Source organism: Exiguobacterium sp. MH3, assembly GCF_000496635.1.
In the GTDB taxonomy this organism is placed as follows: Bacteria; Bacillota; Bacilli; order Exiguobacteriales; family Exiguobacteriaceae; genus Exiguobacterium_A; species Exiguobacterium_A indicum.
Genome location: NC_022794.1, coordinates 219,406 through 240,171 on the forward strand (window position 1 = coordinate 219,406; position 20,766 = coordinate 240,171).

23 protein-coding genes are annotated in these 20,766 nt (G+C 47.1%); 10 read left to right on the forward strand and 13 right to left on the reverse strand.

The features are described from left to right. Positions 1–81 precede the first annotated feature (81 nt). The 3 genes from U719_RS01220 to U719_RS01230 all read left to right on the forward strand — a co-directional run bounded on the left by U719_RS01220 (position 82) and on the right by U719_RS01230 (position 3,544). Positions 82–1,389, forward strand: coding sequence for an HD domain-containing protein (locus U719_RS01220; protein ID WP_023466787.1), 1,308 nt, complete (start codon positions 82–84; stop codon positions 1,387–1,389). Then, positions 1,386–2,243: a phosphotransferase family protein gene (locus U719_RS01225; protein ID WP_023466788.1), complete on the forward strand. Its 858-nt coding sequence runs from the start codon at positions 1,386–1,388 to the stop codon at positions 2,241–2,243. Before U719_RS01220 ends, U719_RS01225 begins: the two co-directional genes overlap by 4 nt. Positions 2,244–2,365: 122 nt before the next feature. Beyond that, positions 2,366–3,544, forward strand: coding sequence for a NupC/NupG family nucleoside CNT transporter (locus tag U719_RS01230; protein WP_023466789.1), 1,179 nt, complete (start codon positions 2,366–2,368; stop codon positions 3,542–3,544). Between the two features lie 54 nt (positions 3,545–3,598). Here the strand turns inward: U719_RS01230 and U719_RS01235 are convergent, their stop codons facing one another. Together U719_RS01235 and U719_RS01240 are read right to left on the reverse strand one after the other, a co-directional pair. Beyond that, positions 3,599–4,243: an NAD(P)-dependent oxidoreductase gene (locus U719_RS01235; RefSeq protein WP_023466790.1), complete on the reverse strand. Its 645-nt coding sequence runs from the start codon at positions 4,241–4,243 to the stop codon at positions 3,599–3,601. A gap of 72 nt (positions 4,244–4,315) precedes the next feature. Continuing rightward, positions 4,316–4,501, reverse strand: a complete 186-nt coding sequence (locus U719_RS01240) for a 2-hydroxymuconate tautomerase (RefSeq protein WP_023466792.1) — start codon at positions 4,499–4,501, stop codon at positions 4,316–4,318. 168 nt (positions 4,502–4,669) lie between these two features. Between U719_RS01240 and U719_RS01245 the strand changes: the two genes are divergently transcribed. Both U719_RS01245 and U719_RS01250 read left to right on the forward strand, forming a co-directional pair. Next, on the forward strand, positions 4,670–5,194 hold the full coding sequence (locus U719_RS01245) for a hypothetical protein (RefSeq protein ID WP_023466793.1): 525 nt from the start codon (positions 4,670–4,672) through the stop codon (positions 5,192–5,194). 65 nt (positions 5,195–5,259) lie between these two features. Beyond that, positions 5,260–5,754 (forward strand): YwhD family protein, encoded by a 495-nt coding sequence (locus tag U719_RS01250; RefSeq protein ID WP_023466794.1) that lies wholly within the window; start codon positions 5,260–5,262, stop codon positions 5,752–5,754. Between the two features lie 35 nt (positions 5,755–5,789). Here the strand turns inward: U719_RS01250 and U719_RS01255 are convergent, their stop codons facing one another. Then, on the reverse strand, positions 5,790–6,635 hold the full coding sequence (locus U719_RS01255; protein ID WP_023466795.1) for a metallophosphoesterase: 846 nt from the start codon (positions 6,633–6,635) through the stop codon (positions 5,790–5,792). 90 nt (positions 6,636–6,725) lie between these two features. Beyond that, positions 6,726–8,282: a BCCT family transporter gene (locus U719_RS01260; RefSeq protein WP_035399263.1), complete on the reverse strand. Its 1,557-nt coding sequence runs from the start codon at positions 8,280–8,282 to the stop codon at positions 6,726–6,728. A 377-nt stretch (positions 8,283–8,659) separates the two neighbouring features. Here U719_RS01260 and U719_RS01265 point away from each other — a divergent pair, with 377 nt between their 5' ends. From U719_RS01265 to speB, 3 genes are all read left to right on the forward strand, one after another. Then, a complete protein-coding gene (locus U719_RS01265) occupies positions 8,660–9,331 on the forward strand; it encodes an NAD(P)H-dependent oxidoreductase (protein WP_023466797.1) in 672 nt (223 codons plus the stop codon). Between the two features lie 144 nt (positions 9,332–9,475). Then, positions 9,476–10,318 (forward strand): polyamine aminopropyltransferase, encoded by an 843-nt coding sequence (gene speE, locus U719_RS01270; protein WP_023466799.1) that lies wholly within the window; start codon positions 9,476–9,478, stop codon positions 10,316–10,318. Positions 10,319–10,432: 114 nt separating this feature from the next. Continuing rightward, positions 10,433–11,305 carry an agmatinase gene (speB, locus tag U719_RS01275; RefSeq protein WP_023466800.1) on the forward strand — a complete coding sequence of 291 codons (873 nt, stop codon included), beginning with the start codon at positions 10,433–10,435 and terminating at the stop codon, positions 11,303–11,305. A gap of 45 nt (positions 11,306–11,350) precedes the next feature. Here the strand turns inward: speB and U719_RS01280 are convergent, their stop codons facing one another. Together U719_RS01280 and U719_RS01285 are read right to left on the reverse strand one after the other, a co-directional pair. Continuing rightward, a complete protein-coding gene (locus tag U719_RS01280) occupies positions 11,351–11,944 on the reverse strand; it encodes a LysE family translocator (RefSeq protein WP_023466802.1) in 594 nt (197 codons plus the stop codon). After that, a complete protein-coding gene (locus U719_RS01285) occupies positions 11,944–12,402 on the reverse strand; it encodes an Lrp/AsnC family transcriptional regulator (protein WP_023466803.1) in 459 nt (152 codons plus the stop codon). The genes U719_RS01280 and U719_RS01285 overlap by 1 nt, the downstream gene beginning before the upstream one ends. 220 nt (positions 12,403–12,622) lie before the next feature. Between U719_RS01285 and U719_RS01290 the strand changes: the two genes are divergently transcribed. Both U719_RS01290 and U719_RS01295 read left to right on the forward strand, forming a co-directional pair. Continuing rightward, a complete protein-coding gene (locus U719_RS01290) occupies positions 12,623–13,411 on the forward strand; it encodes a DUF4397 domain-containing protein (RefSeq protein ID WP_023466804.1) in 789 nt (262 codons plus the stop codon). Continuing rightward, entirely contained in the window at positions 13,383–13,991 is a 609-nt protein-coding gene (locus U719_RS01295; RefSeq protein WP_023466805.1) for a class F sortase, read from the forward strand. The genes U719_RS01290 and U719_RS01295 overlap by 29 nt, the downstream gene beginning before the upstream one ends. 56 nt (positions 13,992–14,047) lie before the next feature. On the opposite strand, the gene U719_RS01300 is transcribed toward U719_RS01295, so the two are convergent. From U719_RS01300 to ytxJ, 7 genes are all read right to left on the reverse strand, one after another. Continuing rightward, positions 14,048–15,349 (reverse strand): globin-coupled sensor protein, encoded by a 1,302-nt coding sequence (locus tag U719_RS01300; protein WP_023466806.1) that lies wholly within the window; start codon positions 15,347–15,349, stop codon positions 14,048–14,050. Positions 15,350–15,521: 172 nt separating this feature from the next. Next, complete coding sequence (locus tag U719_RS01305) at positions 15,522–15,746, reverse strand: hypothetical protein (protein WP_023466807.1); 225 nt, start codon at positions 15,744–15,746, stop codon at positions 15,522–15,524. A gap of 86 nt (positions 15,747–15,832) precedes the next feature. Beyond that, positions 15,833–16,039, reverse strand: coding sequence for a heavy-metal-associated domain-containing protein (locus U719_RS01310; RefSeq protein ID WP_023466808.1), 207 nt, complete (start codon positions 16,037–16,039; stop codon positions 15,833–15,835). Beyond that, positions 16,036–18,165, reverse strand: a complete 2,130-nt coding sequence (locus U719_RS01315) for a cation-translocating P-type ATPase (protein WP_023466809.1) — start codon at positions 18,163–18,165, stop codon at positions 16,036–16,038. Before U719_RS01315 ends, U719_RS01310 begins: the two co-directional genes overlap by 4 nt. Positions 18,166–18,178: 13 nt before the next feature. Then, entirely contained in the window at positions 18,179–18,475 is a 297-nt protein-coding gene (locus U719_RS01320) for a metal-sensitive transcriptional regulator (RefSeq protein ID WP_023466810.1), read from the reverse strand. 119 nt (positions 18,476–18,594) lie between these two features. Further along, positions 18,595–20,130 carry a DHA2 family efflux MFS transporter permease subunit gene (locus U719_RS01325; RefSeq protein ID WP_023466811.1) on the reverse strand — a complete coding sequence of 512 codons (1,536 nt, stop codon included), beginning with the start codon at positions 20,128–20,130 and terminating at the stop codon, positions 18,595–18,597. Positions 20,131–20,434: 304 nt separating this feature from the next. After that, complete coding sequence (gene ytxJ / locus U719_RS01330) at positions 20,435–20,761, reverse strand: bacillithiol system redox-active protein YtxJ (RefSeq protein WP_023466812.1); 327 nt, start codon at positions 20,759–20,761, stop codon at positions 20,435–20,437. Positions 20,762–20,766 lie beyond the last annotated feature (5 nt).

A 20,766-nucleotide genomic window follows, 5' to 3' on the forward strand; every position in this document is an offset into this window, starting at 1 on the left:
CGAAGCGCCGCGCGAGACAGGAATCCTTGGAAACAAAACCGAACAACAACGACATAGACTCGATTTAAAGGAGAGAAACATATGTATCAATCATTAGGACAATTAAAGGAAACGAAGGTCTTCAAAGATCCTGTTCATCGCTATATCTATGTCAGTGATCAGTTAATTTGGCAACTGATCGGTACACGTGAATTTCAGCGACTACGCCGGATCAAGCAACTGGGAACATCATTTTTGACGTTTCATGGAGCAGAGCACACACGGTTCCATCATTCGCTCGGTGTCTATGAAATCACGCGCCAACTGATCGATGTATTCAACGGTCGTGCCGATTGGGACGATCAGTACCGGGAGTTGACGCTGGCTGCGGCACTCTTACACGATGTCGGACACGGTCCGTTTTCGCACGCATTCGAGAACGTCTTCGGTGTTAACCACGAGACGTGGACAGAGCGGATCATCCTCGGGGATACGGAAATCAAGAAAGTCCTCGACCAAGTCGGAGACGGATTTGCGGAAGAAGTAGCGTCTATCATCAACAAGACGCATCCGAATCAACTGCTCGTCACGATGATCAGCTCACAACTTGACGTCGACCGGATGGATTACTTATTACGCGATGCGCACTTTGCCGGTGTCAGCTACGGAAAATTCGATCTCGAGCGGATGCTTCGGGTATTGCGTCCTGCCCATAATCAGATGGTTGTCAAACAATCAGGGATGCATTCGATCGAAGACTACATCATGCGAAGGTATCAGATGTATTGGCAAGTCTACCTGCATCCGGTAACACGGTCGAGTGATTACCTATTAAAGGCTATTCTTGAGCGGGCGCAGGAGTTGTACCTGTCCGCATATCCGTTTGCGATTGCACCGATTCATTTGATGCCGCTATTTGATCAGAAGATGGAGTTGCGTGATTTCCTTGGGCTCGATGAGACGATCGTCTACTTTTACTTTCAGCAGTGGGCGAACGAGCAGGATCCAATCCTTGCTGATCTCTCGAGGCGATTTGTTGACCGAAAGTTGTTCAAGTATGTCGATTATCCGGCTGAAAAACGTGAACTCGTCCACGATAAGTTGTGTGAGTTGTTTGAAGCAATCGGCTTGAATCCGACGTATTATCTGCTTGAAGATAAACTCAGTCGTCTTCCTTACGATTTATATGGAGATAACGGTGAAATTAGTAAGCAACCGATCATGTTACAGATGAAGGATGGACAGATGAAAGAGATTTCGCAAGTTTCACCACTCGTTCAAGCCATCGCGACGTCACGCCAGACGGATGAGAAGCTGTTCTTCCCGCAAGAAATTTTGCACGACTTGCGCGAACATGCGAATGAGAAGATGCAGATCGACCAGTTATTGATTGGTAGTGTGACATCATGATATCGTCCGCTGTCCTTACGAAAATCTTGCAACAGCTTGGACAGGAGGGAGGAGAGGTCGAAGTCTTAAAAGGCGCGACATCCTCCCTTGTTTTTCGGGTCGGTGAGGGAATTCTTCGTGTCCATACGAATCAAGACTGGCTACATGAGGAGCCGGATCTTGTCTTACACGAGGTGTTTGCGTTACAAGCAGCAGGTGACTTATCACCAGATGTACTGGACTATCAAACAGGCGTTAAGGACGAAGTACCACCATGGTTATATATGACGCGTTCACCGGGAGAGATCCGGCTTGATCAGGTAGACGAGCAATATGTCGAACGATTGGCACAGATGCTTGCGGCAATCCATGCGCTACCGGTACCAGAATCTCGTTATGTCTATCAGCCGTATGCGACGGAGCGTCACGTTCCGACGTGGACGCAGCATCCGGAGAGATGGCGTCAGCTACTGGCGATCGAACCGGACGAAAGTCAAACGATCCGATTCATTCATCGGGATTTTCATCCGGTCAATGTGTTATACGAAATGAATGGAACGTGCCATACGATTGATTGGATTAATGCGTGTGTAGGTCCCATTGAAGTCGACCTTGCGCATTGTCGTTTGAATCTTGCCTTGCTTGAATCCATTGAGATGGCGGATCATTTTTTAAAAAGTTACCTTAAACAGACGAAACGTTCTTACGATCACGCGTGGGATATTCGGGCTGTTTTTGATTTTGGACCTGAAACGATCGACGTCTATCCGGGGTGGAAAGCATATGGAAGGCAAAACCTTAGTCAGGACAATGTTCGGGAACGCTTGGAAAAGTTTGTCTTGAAAGTCTATGAAAATAACGAAAGCGGTTACTAAATGAACTTTTCCTCTTGTAGTTCTTCGAAATATTGATTATTCTATTACTTGGAAAGAGATTAAACGTCAGACATCGTACGAATGTACAACTGATAAACAACTAATAGATAGAGGGGTACTTCATGAAATATCTTATCGCACTACTCGGACTGGCTATCGTTTTCGGCTTGGCACTCCTTGTCAGCAGTAACCGTAAAGGCATCAAATTGAAACCGCTTGCGGTCATGCTAGTTCTTCAGCTCGTACTTGGGTTCATTTTACTCAATACATCGTTCGGATATATCGTCATTCGTGGCGTCGCGAAAGTCTTTGAAAAACTGCTTAGTTATGCGGCAATCGGAATTGATTTCGTCTTCGGTGGTTTAGCGAACGAAGGCGCACAACCATTCTTCATCAATGTTTTGCTCCCGATCGTCTTCATCTCTGCTTTGATCGGGATTCTACAATTCACGAAGATTTTACCACTCTTAATGCGCGGTATCGGTTTCGTCCTATCAAAAGTCAACGGTATGGGACGTCTTGAGTCTTACAACGCGGTTGCTTCAGCTGCGATCGGACAATCAGAAGTATTCATCACAGTTAAAAAACAAATCGGTCAATTACCAGCAAATCGTCTCTACACATTGTGTGCGTCAGCGATGTCGACGGTTTCGATGTCGATCGTCGGTGCATACATGACGATGGTAGAACCGAAATATGTCGTTACAGCAATCGTATTGAACTTGTTCGGTGGTTTCATGATCGTCTCGATCATCAACCCATACACGGTTGATCCGGAAGAAGATATTCTTGAAATCGTCGAAGAAAAACAAACGTTCTTCGAAATGCTCGGCGAATACATCATGGATGGATTCAAAGTCGCAATCATCGTCGGTGCAATGTTGATTGGTTATAACGCCTTGATCGGTATGGTCAACGATATCTTCTTGATGGTTCTAAACATCTCGTTCCAAGAAATCCTCGGATACATCTTTGCACCGTTCGCTTTCATCATGGGTATTCCATGGGCAGAAGCTGTCAGTGCCGGTAGTGTCATGGCAACGAAATTGATCACGAACGAATTCGTTGCGATGTTGAGCCTTCCAGAATACTCAAAAGAATTCTCGGAACGCACACTCGGAATCGTTTCTGTCTTCTTGATCTCGTTTGCGAACTTCTCGTCAATCGGAATCATCGCTGGTGCGGTTAAAGGATTGAACGACCGCCAAGGAAGCGTTGCGGCTAGTTTTGGTCTGAAGTTACTCTACGGCGCAACACTCGTCAGTGTCTTGACGGCAATCGTCGTCAGCGTCTTGCTTTAAGAGATACACTTATAAAAGAGCAATGGATCATTGATCCATTGCTCTTTTTGTCTGTCATTTAGTCGTACCGTGCGACGCAATCCCGACACGGACGCGATGATGGGTTCCGTCACGGTAGACTTCAACGGCGAACTGCGCGACGTTTTCCCGGGGAATCGGTCCTGTCGGTGCAGTGAAGCGTGTCGCCTCGATCAACAGGTCGTCAGCAGCAAGTGCTTTGTCTTCCGTCAGTTGTGTTGGGCAGATGACGGTGAAGTCGACGTCTGCATCCTTTAAGGTCAAATAAGCTTTCAAGTGATCCTTTGCTGCAATCGTCGAGCGTCGACGGGACTCACTCGATTGGAAACGATACTTTCCTGGTTCTTCTGATGCATCGAGAATGCCTGCTGTACCGATGAAGACGATCCGTTCGATACCTACGTCCTTCATCTTCGTGACGAGATGTGGAATCGCTGTCGAGAGTACCTGCTGTTGATCGGTACCGAGACAACTGAAGACAGCGGTACTTCCTGCGAGTGCTTGTTCGAGATCATCTGGATTTGTCGCATCTCCCGTCAGGATATGAAGGCGATCATGGACGGGTAAGCCCGGTGACGTGGAACGTACGAGTGCACGAACGTCGTAGCCATCTTCTAATAATCGATCAATCAAAGGTCGACCCGTTCGACCGGTCGCACCAAGTACAGTAACAGTAGTCATAAGAATTCCTCCTTAGAGATCAAGTAGATGGGAAAAAGAGACGCACGGTAACGACCGGACGTCTCTTGTTGTTTATTTATCCGCGAACATGACGCCAGCTTGACCGTAATCTGTTTTTTCCATCTCTTCGATGAAGACCGTGATGTTTTCTTTAGGAGCATTCGTCGTTTCCGACACCGCTTCCGTGACTTTTTCAATCAAAGCGCGTTTTTGTTCGACTGTACGACCCGATAACATTTTAACCGTAACATATGGCATGACTTCATTTCCCCCTCTAGCATGATGACGATACGCCATCAGTATAGCGCATTCGATAGGGGATTCGTCAATTCGAACATCGTTTTCGAAAAAGAAGGGTATAAGGTAGGAGCTATTCTTGTCGGAAGCGAAGGTAGTCATACACATACGACAGAAAAGGAGAGACATATGGACGCAATCATACGGAAGAAGATTCATACGTTACTGATTTTTGATCGGGCGTTACCGGAAGATACGAATTATCCGTTGTCTGGTGCTAAAGGACTCGAAGTCGCAGATATCGTCTTTGAACAGAACATTCCATTCGGACGACTCGTAACGGATAAAGAACTCGCTCAACTGCTGAATCAAAAAGAAGCAAAGCGATACGGGATGTTGACGTTGCTTGAAGACGATGTACGTTTCAAACCGTTGTTTCAAAATCGAAAACCGACAGCTGACATGGAAGAAGAGGTCGAGGCGAAGGTACGAGAACTCGCACATCAGTTACGTGCGATTCGGTCGCGGTGTTCCTCGCTGGAACGTCTCTTCTTGTTCGGTCGTGCGGCGCAAACCCTGTTTGACCGCGCTTTGCTTCATCTTGAAGAGGTCAATCCTCCGGCACATGAGGAAATTGCGTCCATGACGTGTTATCGTCTCCCGACGATTCGCCGAGCATCAGAGGAACAATTACAGTTACTTCGTTATGAGTGACTGGTTGCAGACACCTCGGAATACGGTATGATAGAAGCAACAGGATTAAAAGGGGACAAAACACGATGGAAAAAAAGATTAACTTTAATATCATTTCAGATAACTCTACAGACGGTCACGGAGGATTTGGTGTCGGGACACTTAGCTTAAATAGTATGTCACCCGTCATCATTTCTCCTGAAGACGGTGAAGCTTACATCGACATGGGTGCGATGCACGCGAAAGCAGCAATCGAGAAACGCGTCAAGTTCACGACGGATAAAGCCGATACGCCGAATGGCAAACTGTACTGGATCGTCTGGGTGACGGTCGGTCGTAAGCCAGAAGGATTCTATTACGGTGGTGTGGCTGCGTGCGATCTGCTAGTCGATGCGGAAGCGCGTCGCGGATTCAAGATTCTTGCTGATCACGTCAATAAGATGGATAAATCTCTTAAAGGACGGATTGTCGTCGATCATATGGATGAGCGTTCAAAAGAATTGTTACGTGATTTCTTGCAGACACACAAACCTGAGATGTGGGAAAATGCTGACGCTGCTTTACATGAAGCGTTGGTCTAAACAAAAGAACGTGTGCCGCGGCACACGTTCTTTTTTCATGGTCGTTTCAGCGTCAAGACGACGAGTTCTGGATGATTGAACAGACGAAACGGAAACAGGCTGTTTCCGAGACCACGACTGACGATCAGTTCGGTCTGCTGTTCCTGATAGCGACCTGCCGTCACGGTTGGAAAGAATCCTTGACCAGGCGCATACAGACCTTCCGTAAACGGCAGGCGGATCTGTCCGCCGTGGGCGTGACCGGATAAGACGAGATCAACGGAACGCTCGGCATACAAGGATTTATATTCCGGACGATGCGCAAGCAAAAGTCGAAACGCATCAGGTGATACGTCTTGCAATGCTTGATCGAGACTTTGACGAATGCCATCCGGTTCTGATAGCCCTTCGCGCCACCGTGTCGTCGTCGGGTCATCGATACCGATCAGCGAAATTGATTGACCTTGGTATTCGATGACACGTGATTGATTTCGGAGAACGGTGACACCCAGTTGCTCAAGCTTTGGCAAAATCGTTAGATTGAGCCGAACCTCATGATTCCCGGTGACGAAGTAGACCGGGTATCGATCAACGAGCGCTTTCATGAGTGTAAGGGCAGCTTCTTCACCGTTTCGCCTCGAGTCAATCAAATCGCCAGTCATGACGACGAGATCCGGCTTTTCGCGATCAATTTTCTTCAGTAGTCGTTCTTGTTCATTCCCGAACGCCTTGCCATGTAAATCTGCTACTTGGACGACACGATAACCATCAAATGCTTCCGGTAAGCGATTTGACGTAACCGTCACCTGTGAGACATCAATGATGTTATTTTCACGATATAAAAACCAGCTTCCTAATGCGAGGACGCTGAGGGATACTAACCAGCGTGTACGTTTTCGCATGAGCCACCTCATTTCTTTCTACTTTGCATAATTCAGGATAACAAAAAAGACCTCCTTCCGTATGCGACGGAAGGAGGAATTCAAAACGATTTAGGCATCTTGTTTTAAGTCTGTGACTTCTTTTTGCGCATCGGGTTCTTCCGATAAATCTTTGAACAGGGCGATGACCATCATTCCGACGACGAAGATGAACGGGAAGGCGGCTAGAACAGCTGCTGCCTGTAGGGCACTCAATCCTCCGGCATAAAGTAAGACGGCGGCGATTGAAGACTGGATGATACCCCAAGCAAGCTTGATGCGTAAGCTTGGCATGAGACTACCACCAGACGATAGCATACCGAGAACATATGTCGCGGAGTCAGCCGAAGTAATGAAGAACGTCGTAATCAAGAAGACAGCGACGATGCTAAGGAACGTGCCTAAGCCACCGAATGTTTCAAATAGAGCAAACATACCGGTTTCGACTCCTTTATCGTTGACCGTCGAGATCAGATCGACATTTTGGAACAATTCGTTCCAAATCGCTGATCCACCGAAGACAGAGAACCAAAGGAGACCAAAGATCGTTGGGACGAGCATAATCCCGATGACGAACTCACGAATCGTCCGTCCTTTCGAGACACGGGCGATGAACGTACCGACGAATGGTGACCAGGAAATCCACCATGCCCAGTAGAAGATCGTCCAATCGTTGATCCAGCCTCGTTCGTCTGGATTAAAGGCAGATGCCCGGAAACTCATGACCGGTAAGTTTTGCAAATAAGCACCTGTTGTTTGCACGAAGAGGTCCATGATGAAACTGAACGGTCCGAGGAACAGGACGCCGATCATCAACAGAACGGCGAGGACGATGTTGGCGTTACTGAGACGAACGATTCCTTTATCGAGTCCGGATGCCGCACTCATCATGTAAAGGACAGACACAACGACAATGATGATCATTTGTGTCAGGAAGGAGTTAGGAATACTACTCGTTAGGAAGTTCAATCCACCTGAGATTTGTTGTGCACCGAGACCGAGCGACGTCGCGACACCAAATGCTGTTGCGACGATGGCGAGTACTTCGACGGTACCTTTACCGGCAGAAGCATACCGAGGCTTCATCAATGAAGCGACAGTGTCACCAATCGTAGCTGGACGTCCTTTTCGGAATGTCGAGTAAGCGATAGCAAGCGCGACGATCGCGTATAATGCCCAAGGATGTAATCCCCAGTGGAAGAATGAATAGCGCATCGCGAGGCGTGCTGCTTCCGTTGGATCATCTGTTGCGACTGGCGGTGTATGAAAGTGCGTCAATGGCTCTGAGACACCCCAGAAGACAAGCCCGATTCCCATACCAGCACTGAAGAGCATAGCAAACCAAGAAATGAGACCATATTCAGGACGGTCCGAATCCTTACCGAGTCGAATCGAACCGAAGCGGGAAAAGATTAAAAAGATAGCAATGATTAAAAAAGCACTCATGCCGAGAAGATATAGCCAGCCAAATCCGTTAGAAACAAAGGATTGTGCTTTAGCTGTGACATTTCCGAGACTAGCTGCACCGATTAGGGATTCCGGTAAGATTCCCCATATGGTAAAGAGCACACAGAAAATGACGGATACCATAAAGACTTTTGTGATCTTACTTTTTCGATTATTTTCCATCGTGTTCAACACCTTCTTTCGAATTTTACATAGTTGTTCTGTATCAAATGATGGCAACGACATTATCATTACCCCGTCGATCCGATAACAAAACCTAATCACGCAGGGTACTACCGTAACAAACATTTGTGTGGAAAAGCAAATCGACCGGGAAATGAGAATAAAGAGATCAATGTTTTTCATGGAAGGATAAGCAAAAAAGATTGCAATCAAGCGTTTTTAAAATAATGTGGAAATAAAAAAAGGAAAACGTTAATACTATTATTTCCCGTTTCGTCTTAAAACTAACGTAAAGCTTGATGTGAGCAAATCAGAGGCGGTCTGAAATCAGATTTGATATAACAAAAGCAGTCATCATTTTGAAGGAGGCATTTCCAATGGAAAAACAACAACAAAAACAAGCGATTCTCGAAGCATTTCAATCTCGTCATGCGACCAAGACATTTAATGGTCAAATGATCCCAGAAGACGATTTTCGGTTCATTTTAGAAACGGCGCGTCTGTCACCGAGCTCGTTCGGATATGAGCCATGGAATATGCTCGTCATTCAAAATCCAGAAATCCGAGACGCATTAAAAGAAATCTCTTGGGGCGCACAAGGACAATTGCCGACAGCGAGTCACTTCGTCTTGTTCCTCGCCCGGACAGGAGAACAAATGCAGGCAAATGGTCCACATGTCACGCAGATGATGGATTTCCTTGGTCTATCCGAAGAAGCAAAGGCCGGACGGACGAAGCGTTATGGTCTGTTTTTAGAGAAGGATTTCGCGATTGGTGATAACCCAAAAGCGATGGAAGACTGGGCAGCAAAACAAGCCTATATCGCACTCGGAAACATGATGTCGACGGCAGCACAAATCGGTATCGATTCATGTCCAATCGAAGGATTCGACCAGCAAGCCGTCGAGCAATTACTCGTCGATCGTGGACTGCTCGATCGTTCTGTTTTCACGGTGCCGGTCATGGTCGCATTCGGTTACCGGGCAGACGAACCAAAACGTGATAAGCAACGTCGTCCACTTGATGAAATCGTGACGTTCGTCGAGTAAAGACAGAAGACAAAAATTTTCGAATTATATAGAAGTTTCTTTCGAAATTCGGTATACTCGCATTTGTATGATTAAGAAGCGCCGTAAACGCCACTCGCATACGAACAACTTTTGTCTTGATGAAAGAAAGGGGTTCTATCGCAAATGGAACAAAAATTAAAGTTATGGTTCACGGAACACCAAACGGAAGATTACGGTATCACATTCCGTGTCAACCACGTTTATGAGAGCGAACAAACGGAGTTTCAACGCCTAGAGATGGTTGAAACGGACGAGTTCGGTACGATGTTGTTACTTGACGGAATGGTCATGACGACAGATAAGGACGAGTTCGTTTACCACGAGATGGTCGCGCACGTCCCGTTGTTCACACACCCGAATCCAAAATCGGTTCTGGTCGTTGGTGGAGGAGACGGCGGAGTCATCCGTGAAGTCTTGAAACACCCGTCCGTCGAAAAAGCTGTTTTAGTTGAAATCGACGGAAAAGTCATCGAGTATTCGAAAAAATACCTCCCGAACATTGCAGGTGGATTGGACGATGCACGCGTCGAAGTCATCGTTGGGGATGGATTCATGCATATCGCAGAAGCAGAAAACGAGTATGATGTCATCATGGTCGACTCGACTGAACCAGTTGGTCCAGCGGTCAACTTGTTCACGAAAGGCTTCTACTCTGGTATTTCAAAAGCATTGAAAGAAGACGGTATTTTCGTCGCACAATCGGATAACCCATGGTTCACACCAGACTTGATCCGTGATGTCCAACGTGATGTTAAAGAAATCTTCCCAATCACGAAGCTCTACATCGCTAACGTTCCGACGTACCCAAGTGGTCTTTGGACGTTCACGATCGGATCAAAGAAACACGATCCGCTTGCTGTTGCACCAGAGCGTTTCCACGAGATCGACACGAAGTATTACACGCCTGAGCTTCACACGGCAGCTTTCGCACTTCCGAAATTCGTTAAAGATTTGACGAACGGCTGAGCTCAGTCACTATAGCACACATGAACAGAGCGGTTTCGATCTTCGAAATCGCTCTGTTGTCAGGTAAACAGACGTTTGTATCAGCAAACGGCAAATGAACAGGGGGAATGGATCATGCGTTTTGATGAAGCATATTCAGGAAAAGTCTTTATCGCGAGTCAACCGACTCACGAAGATGCAAAAGGAATTTTATACGGCATGCCGATGGACTGGACGGTCAGTTTCCGTCCGGGTTCACGATTTGGTCCGGCACGTATCCGTGAAGTATCTCTTGGTTTAGAAGAATATAGCCCGTACTTAGATGGTGACATCGCCGACGCGAAGTTGTTTGACGCGGGAGATATCCCGTTACCATTCGGGAATGCTCAAAAATCACTTGATATGATTGAAGAATACGTCGATTCGTTACTGACAGCAGGCAAGTTCCCGCTCGGTATGGGTGGCGAACATTTAGTCACGTGGCCAGTCGTCAAAGCGTTCGATAAACACTACGATGATTTCGTCGTGCTTCACTTTGATGCGCATACGGACTTACGCGATGAGTATGAAGGAGAGCCATTGTCGCACTCGACGCCACTTAAGAAAATCGCAAACTTGATCGGACCAGAGAACTGCTATTCATTCGGAATTCGTTCAGGTATGAAAGAAGAGTTCGAATGGGCGAAAACGTCAGGCTACAACCTCTTCAAATACGAGATCGTCGAGCCGCTTCGTCAAGTTCTTCCGACACTTGCCGGTAAAAAGGTCTATGTCACGATCGATATCGATGTTCTCGATCCGTCAGCAGCACCAGGGACAGGTACACAAGAAATCGGTGGAGTGACAACGAAGGAACTACTTGAAGTCGTTCATATGATTGCACGAGCAGACGTCGACGTCATCGGCGCGGATTTGGTAGAAGTATGCCCAGCGTACGATCAATCCGACATGACAGCGATCGCGGCAGCGAAAGTATTACGCGAAATGATGATTGGATTCATTAAATGAAAAAGCAAAAGAGACAGGACGTGATGTCGGTCTCTTTTGTTTTGTTTAGAGGAAGAATTGAATGATCCCGAACGCACCGAATCCGATGATTAGACTGGCAGACGTCCACTGGATGATACGTAAAGTGGGTGTCGCAAGCTGGTGCTTGAGCAGGTGTGTGATGTTCGCCAAGATGACCCACCAAGTGGCAGAACCGAGAAAAATACCGATTAGAAACAAAAAGGCATCCTGTCCGTTCGTCATCGTCAATTTAAATCGTGCGAACAACGCCAGGAATAGCGTGATCGTCATGGGGTTCAAGAACGTCAGGAGTAAGACGGATAGATAGCTACTTAACCGTGACGAGGCTGTATCGGAAATTGAGGCGGTCGAAGAAGCTTGAAACATCGACCAGCCGATGTAACACAAAAACAGACTGCCGATCAGTTGCATCCAGGATGCTTGGGTGAGTAAAGATTGGACGAGTGAAAAACCAGATAAGGCAAGCAATCCATAAGTAAAGTCTGCCGTTGCGGCTCCGAGTCCGGAAACAATTCCGGAAATTCGTCCATGTCGAAGAGTTCGTTGCATGCATAAGAGGCCAATCGGACCGACGGGGGCGGCTAAGGCAAACCCGATTCCAAAACCAGTCGTAAACATCAGTCGACCTCGGGTAACGGAAAATGAAGCGACTCCTTTTCCGTTCGCATGATGATCGTCGTTTTCGTCCGCAGGATACCCGCTAATTCTTTGATGTGGTAGGTGATGATTTCATCAAGTTGTTCTGTATCCCGACAACGGATTTTAAGTAGGTAATCATCGTCCCCGGCGACGTGATGGCATTCCAGTACATACTCAAGTTCTTGAATCCGTTTTAGAAATGGCGCTCGATGTTCCGGTCGCTCGAGTGAAACAGCGACGAATGCAGCAAGACGATAGTCAAAGGAGGAGGGGTCTAGAACCGTCGTCAACTGACGGATGATACCTTGCTCTTGTAAGCGTGCGACGCGCTCTGCAACAGCCGGTGCCGATAAGCCGATGTGTTGTGCAAGTGTTGACCATTTCATCCGGGCATCCCTTTTCAAAAAAGTAATAATTTTTAAATCGTAGGAATCCATAGGTTTTAACCTTCTTTTCTATTGTTATTTAAGATATTTTATTTCGAAAAGAAAGAAAAAGTCAATGTGTTTGTAGAACAAGTTCATAGCACACTGAAATCTTTACACATTTACGGCAGTATCTTAAGTTTAAGATGTCACCACGAAGGAAATGTTCTGAAGTGTAAGAACATTGGTTTGAGAGCGATGTACATTTGACAATCAGAAAGGTGGAAAAAAGATGAAGAAACTCTTATCGTTTGTGACCGCTACGTTGCTGTTTGCACTATTCGTGCTACCAGTAGGCGCAGCAGATGACGCAATGGTTCGTGTCATTCATGCTTCACCAGATGCTCCGGCAGTCGATATCGCGGTCGATGGCAAAAAAGCGGTATCAGGAGCAAAATTCAAAGATGTCACAGATTATCTCACACTACCAGCTGGCGAACATAAAGTAGAAGTATTCGCTGCAGGAACTACGAAAGATCCTGTGCTCTCTCAAACACTCAACGTAGAAGCTGGTAAATTCTATTCGGTCGCAGCAATCGGCAAATTAGCTGATATCAAACTCGCGGTCATGGAAGACAATGGTAAAGGCGAAGATGGAAAATCAATGGTTCGTGTCGCACACTTTGCACCAGATGCGCCAGCTGTTGATGTCGCACCAAAAGGTGGAGACCCACTCTTCAGTAACCTTGAATTCTCAAAAGTCTCTGACTACGGTACACTCGATGCAGGTACGTATGACCTTGAAGTCCGTCCTGCAGGCGCAACGGATGTCGTCAAAGCACTGGATGGTGTCAAACTCGACAGTGGCAAAAACTATACAGCACTCGCAATCGGCTTACTTGAAGGCGAACCAGCATTTGAAGTCCTCTTGATCCCAGACGGTGGTGAAATGGCATCAATGCCAGAAACAGGACTTGGTGGTTCATCTGATACGGCTTCTGCTACACCATGGGCAGTCGCAGCAGCAGCTGCCTTGTTAGTAGGAACAGCGTATGTCGTCCGTCGTAAACAAAACGCTTAAGAGTAGTCTTCTTCTCTTACTCGTATTAGCCGGATGTCAATCGGGATCACCTCCAGATGCTACAAAGCCGGAAAAACCAAAACAAACCGAAACAAAGACGTCTTCTTCGTCCACGCCATCCGAAAAGGTGGACGAAGAGGCGTTCATACCAACGCGTATTACAATTCCGACGCTCGATGTGAAAGCGAACATCGAAGTCGTCGGGAAGGATAAACAAGGACGGATGGATGTTCCGAAACAGACCGATCAGGTCGCTTGGTATAAATACGGAGCAAAAGCCGGACAAACCGGAAATGTCGTGCTAGCCGGACATTTGGATGATCAAGAAGGTCCCGCTGTTTTTTATGATTTAGCCAAGATGAAAAAAGGGCAACGGATTGAAGTGACGGGAAAAACAGGACAACAGGTATCGTACGTGGTGACGAACGTCATGTCCTATCCTGTCGATGAAGCACCTGTCGGATCAATCTTCGGTGCAACCGTCATGAATAAACTGACGCTCATTTCATGTATAGGTACGTTTTCAGAATCAAAAGGATACGATCAGCGTCTTGTCGTCACAGCAGAACAAGACGAGTAAAGTAAAATAGGCAATTCTTATTTCGGTTAAAACCGAGAATAAGAATTGCCTATTTTTTAATGTGTTTCGGAAGCAGCGACAAGATCCGTCGTCAGTGTCGTCAAGCCTTGTGTCGTCTTACTGAGACCTTGGATCGTCTCGACGATTTGCCCGAGGTTTTCTTTGTTGCGTCCAAACAAGGTGAGGGAATTCTCCATTTCACTCTTAACGGTTTGAATTCCTTGTTTAACTTGTTGCAATTCTTGCTGAGATGCGGTGTTGGCACGTGTAATGTCTTCCATCTGAGAAACGAGTTGTGTGATATTACCATTGTTCTTTTGAATCAGACCGTTGATACTGCTACTCAACGATTTCGCATTCTCGGCAAGGTTTCGAACTTCCGTCGCGACGACAGCAAATCCTTTACCGTGTTCACCGGCACGTGCTGCTTCAATCGAAGCATTCAACGCGAGTAAGTTCGTCTGATTGGCGATCGCTTCGATGCTTTGCGTCATCTGGACGATCTCATCCGATGTCGTCTTCAATTCATGGATGCTTTCAAGCGAAGTACCAACTTGTTGTGTCGATTGAGCGAATTGTTGCTCCATCTGTTGCATCTGTCGTTCGTTAGCAATCGTCATTTGAACGAGTTGCTGGCTTGTCTGCTCCGTCTGAGCTGTTTCTGCTAATACTTGTGAAGCACGTCGGCTCGTCTCGATGATGGCATGATCCGTGTGCTCAACTGAGCTTGCGACTTCTTGACTGACACGAACGACGTCCGTCAAAAGTTGACGGCGTGACTCGTTCGCCGTCGTCACTTCATTCAAGCGAGAATCGACGTACTGGCTCGTCACGATCTGAGCGTCTAAGTTCATTGCGTGAGTCAATGCAAGCACAGCTGTTGTCAGTTGTGCTGGGTCATGCTGATAGTGTTCGACGATTTTTGGAATCAACAACGTCTGAAACGCAGCATACGAAGCGATGAACCAAGTGACGGGAACGAAGTTGTGTTTATGTGTCTGTCCCATTCGCGTACGCATCGCGAGGAATGACTCGTTCATATTTCCTGTCAGTAGACTCGTGAAGTAGTCAGCAAAGACTTTCTTCAGTCGTTCGCGTGTCGACGATTGTTTTGCGATGGTTGCCATCTCAGGATTTAATAGAAGATGATCGAGGACCTGTTCAAGAACCTCATCTAAGATGCCTTGAACGACAGGTGCCATCGATTTAAGTGTCTGTAGCTGTTCTTCTGTATACCCCATGTATACGAGACGGGATGTGAGATCAGGATCTGCCGTCTTCGTAATGAGACGGGAATCAGGAAAGCCGATGGTAGCTTGATAAGCCGAAGTAGTCTTACTTTTAAAAGGATTACGCACGTAGTTGCCTCCAATACTCAAGATGTGAATAAAATGATGTCTGTTTCTTATCGGTTCATCTTGCCGAAGCGATACTGGTTTTCGAAAAAAAAGACAAAAATATTGAAAAACATTGACCGGAAACAAAAAAACTCATGGCAAGCGCCATGAGGAGAATGGAAAAAGAACAGGATTAGACTGGTTGGTCTTCCTGAAATGCTTTTTTGGCGTCCACGATCGAGCGCATTCGTTGAACGCAAGCTTGAACGAATTGAATGTCAATGGAGGTGAAACGGGTGACAGGTCCACGAGCTGACTCGGCACTGAATGTGAAGGTTCCGAGATTCCAAAGTTCGATTTTAAATCGTTTTCCTTTGTTGTCGTCGAAGTGTTCTACGAATTCGATTTTCGGTACCATACGAACCCCTCCTTACTCCGTACATTCCCGCTTTTCAAAAAATAAAAAAGCCAAACTGCGTGTTAGAAGCAGTTTGGCATGAAAATTTAAGCAGTCGGTACATCGTAGCCGATTTCTTCGATCGCATCGACGAGACGTTCACGAGGAACATCCTCGTGCTGGACTGTAACCTGGTTTTGTTCGAGTGAGACAGTAGCATGTTGTACACCTTCGACTTCAGATAAAGCTGATTCGACACTTGCTTTACAGTGATTGCATGTCATACCGATAACAGATAATGTTGTTTCTTTCATGATGATGTTCCTCCTTCAGATAGTGGGGTACGTTTTAATCGTAACGCATTCGTCACGACAGAGACAGAGCTGAATGCCATCGCGGCACCCGCAAGCCATGGGGCAAGCAGACCGAGAAAGGCGACCGGAATACCAATCGTGTTATAACCGAGTGCAAAGACGAGATTTTGACGAATGTTTTTCATCGTCTGCTCACTCAGCTCGATCGCAAGTAAAACTTGTTTTAAGTCGTGTCCAAGTAGCGTCACGTCGGCTGCTTCAAGGGCAACGTCCGTTCCGCTACCGAGCGCGATGCCGACATCTGCTGTTACGAGAGCAGGGGCATCATTGATACCGTCTCCGACCATCGCGACACGTTTCGTTTGTTGAAGTGACTGAATGACATCTGCCTTTTCAATCGGCAAAACGTCAGCAAAGACGAACGCTGGATCCAGTCCCAGTTCTGTTGCTAAATGATCAGCGACTTCACGACGATCACCGGTCAAGAGATATACTTCTTTTGTCTCGCGCAACCGCTTGATCGTTTCTTTCGCTGAATCTTTTAGCGCGTCACGGATGGCGTATCCGGCTGCAACTTCTCCATCGACAGCGACGTATACGAGAGTCGCTCCAGGTGATGTCCAATCAGGAAGAACGATGTTTCGTTCCTGCATCATTCGCGCCGATCCGACGATGAGATCATGTCCCACGATTTGTCCCGTGATCCCACGTCCTGATTCGACGTGGAACCGTTCGATATCAAAGACGACATCCCGTTCTGCTGTGATGGCGCGAGCAAGAGGGTGTTCCGATTGCCGTTCAAGCGCAGCAGCGAAATCGAGCGCTGTCTCCGTACCGAACGTTTCGACGACGACAGGGCGACCGACTGTCAGTGTTCCGGTCTTATCAAAGACGACAGCATCGACATGTTGAAGATTCTCGAGTTGAGCGCCCCCTTTAAAGAGAATCCCTCGTTCAGCCCCTTTTCCAGTTCCGACCATGATCGAAGTCGGTGTCGCAAGTCCGAGTGCACATGGACAAGCGATGACGAGCACCGCGATGGCAGGACGAATCGCTTCCGCAAAGGATCCACTGATCATCCACCAAGCGGCTAACGTCAGAAGCGCGATGGCAACGACGATCGGCACGAACACACCAGAAATCCGATCGGCTTGTCGTTGAATCGGTGCCTTTTCAGTCTGCGCTTGTTCGACGACACGAATGATTTGTGAAAGAACCGTCGCTTGTCCGATCTTTGTCGCTTCGACTTGTAAAGATCCGTTCGTATTCAGCGTACCACCAATGACGGATGCCCCAACCGTTTTATGAACAGGCGCAGATTCACCGGTTAACATCGATTCATCGAGATACGCGTCGCCTGAACGAATGACACCATCTGTCGGAATTTTGTTCCCAGGTTTTACGAGTAAGATCATCCCGGTTTGAATCGCATCGATGGAGACAGTTCGTTCCTGTCCGTCCTCTAAGAGGACGGCTTCCTTTGCTTGTAGGGAGAGCAGGCTTTTAATTGCTCCCGTCGTCTGTTGTTTCGCACGGTCTTCGAGGACCTTGCCGAGTAAGACGAGTGTAATCAGAATCGCACTCGTCTCAAAGTAGAGATGCGGCATATCAGAGACGAGTAGCATTTCAGCAACGGAATAAAAGTAGGCTGCCGATGTTCCGAGTGCAACGAGGACATCCATGTTGGCACTCCCACTCCGTAAACTTTTATAAGCCCCACTATAGAAGGGCGCTCCGATGATGAATTGCACCGGTGTCGCTAAAGCAAACTGTAGCCACGGATTCATTAAGAATGGAAGGTGGAACGGACTGTTTGGAATATGCGTCAGCATGCTCGCGAGCAACGGTAACGATAGAATGGCCGCGATCATAAAGCGATACAGCATCCGGCGATTCGATTTTGTTGCGTGTGGTGCTTGTTTGACCGTTGCCCCGTAGCCGATTTTTCGGATTTTTTCGATGATCGCTTGATCGTCATAAGAATCAGAAATCGAAACACGAGCGGTTTCAAGCGGCAAGTTGACCGTTGCTTCAACCCCGTCCATCCGGTTGAGGACTTTTTCAATCCGGGCGGAGCAGGCGGCACACGTCATGCCTTCAATATCAAACTCAATCGTTTTTGACATCAGAAAACCCTCCTTACTTTTTCAATCGAGCGATGACCGACATCAATTCATCGACGTAAGCGTCCGTACTATCTTGACGGGTGGCGACTTCATGCATGCACATCTTAACGTGGCGTTCGATGATTTGTAGTTCGACTTGCCGCAAAGCTGCTTGGATTGATGCCGTTTGCGTCAAAATGTCGATACAATACCGATCTTCAGCGACCATATTAGCAATCCCGCGGACTTGTCCTTCGATGCGCTTCAATCGCTTCATCAACGCATCTTGTTCTTCATTCGTTCGTGGAACGACGGGGTGATCGTGTGTCATAGTCGTGCCTCCTTTGGTGATCTTGTTGTTATCTTTACTCTAACATATAGGTATGGGGGGTACCAGTATATAGCTTAAGAAATAAAAAAAGCAGTCGCGAGAGGCGACTGCTTTTGCACTTACTGATTGGAAACTTGTGGTTTGACGATCGTTTCGTTCAATGAGCGTTGATCGCTGATGATATCTTCGGCTTGTGTCGCCCGTTTAATGAAGAAGGCAAGGACGAATGCTAGACCAGCGATGAACGTCGAGATGAAGAACGCATAGTTGATTCCGTCAAGCGTCGCTTGCATCGTAATCTGCTGTTTCAGAGCAGCAGCCGCTTCAGCTGTCGGTTGACTCGTCATGTTCTTCGCCGCTTCAGCCGCGAGTTCTGTCCCACGTGTCTTCGCATGCGTCGACATGATCGTTACGAGCAAGGCTGTTCCGATCGCACCGGATACTTGTTGCAACGTATTGTTCATCGCTGTTCCGTGTGGATAGTAGCGCGTTGGTAACTGGTTTAAACCGTTCGTCGAGACTGGCATCATGACCATTGACATCCCGAACATCCGTAACGAATACAGGACGATCAGATGCGTATACGTCGTATCCATCTCGAGCTGACTGAAGTAGTAACTGGTAACGACTGTGATGAACAAACCAGTCAACGCAAGAGGACGTCCACCGATCTTATCAAACAGTTTCCCGTTGATCGGTGACATGACGGCCATCAAGATGGCACCTGGTAATAGCATGAGACCCGCATCAAGTGGTGAGATACCGCGAATCGTCTGGACATAGATCGGAAGCAATAACATGCCCGAGAACATCGCCATCGTGACGACCATCGAGATGGCAGAAGACAAGGCGAACATCGGGTAACGATAAATCTTGAAGTTGAGCATCGGACGTTCCATATGGAGCTGACGGTAAATGAATGTCACGAGTGCGATGACTCCGACGATCAGCGCTCCATAGACGTGGAAGCTATCCCAACCTTTAGAGCCGGCAGAACTGAAACCGTACAATAAGCCACCGAAACCAAGTGACGAAAGTGCCACGGAAGCGAGATCAATCCGAGTGGCAGACCGCTCCTTGACGTCACGAAGTAAGAAGAAACCAGCAACGAGCACGATCAAGGCGATTGGTGTGATGAAGTGGAACAACATCCGCCAATCATAGTGCTCGATGATCCAACCAGACAACGTCGGTCCGATTGCTGGCGCCCCCATCATGATTAATCCAAAGAAGCCCATTGCGGTTCCGCGTTTTTCAATCGGGAAACTGACGAGCATGACGTTCATCAGTAACGGCATCATGATCGCAGAACCAGATGCTTGAATCATCCGTCCTGCAAGCAAGACAGGGAAGACTTCTGCGAAGCCGGCAAGAATCGTTCCAGCCGAGAAGAGAGTCATCGCGAGTAAGAAGAGGCGACGAACCGAATATTTTTGAATCAAGAACGCAGATGTCGGAATCAAGACACCGTTGACGAGCATGAAACCAGTCGACAGCCATTGAGCAGTTGATGGTTCGATCGCTAGGTCCTTCATGATGGAAGGCAGGGCGATGTTGAGCAACGTATTATTTAAGAAAGCAATGAATGCCCCGATCATCAAAACGGCGAGAATGCCATAAGGAGCTCGAGCTGTGTGAGTTGCACTTTGTTGCATGAATATCCTCCTAACTAAACTAACGGTACATATTTCTATACGGTCGTTCTATCTGTAGTTTATCTTAATCCGATTTAGTTCGAATTACAAATAATAATAGCTAAGAAAGATAATTTTATTTTTTATGTAAGATTGAAAGCGTTTTTCTAGTGAAGTAAACAAGGAAAGAAGCATGTTGTACACTCGACATCGCTTCCTAGGATAACGATTCGTGGTAAACAAAAAAGCGCAATCTTTCTCGTTAAAGAAAAATTGCGCTTTGTCTTCAGTTTGAAACAGCCGGAGGCTTGTTTCACAGCAAGCATTACTGGACGTTCGTTTCGAGTGCATCTTTCGTGATGTCGTAATGCGAGGCTGTCCAGACCGATTTACCGTCTTGAATGAACAAGACTTGTGGTGACTCGTGCCGAACGCTGTAATGTTCGGCGATGTGATTCGATAAGGTCCGAGCTTCTTGGACGAAAAGATACGCTGTTGGAACAGACGTTTCATCTGCAAATTTCGTATACTCCGAGAATCCTGCGGCACTGATCGGACATGTCGTGCTGTGTTTACAAATCACGAACGCGTTGTGTTCGGACGCAAATTGATCAAAATCAGAAATGGATTGCAGCTTACGTGGTTGTGTCATGTATA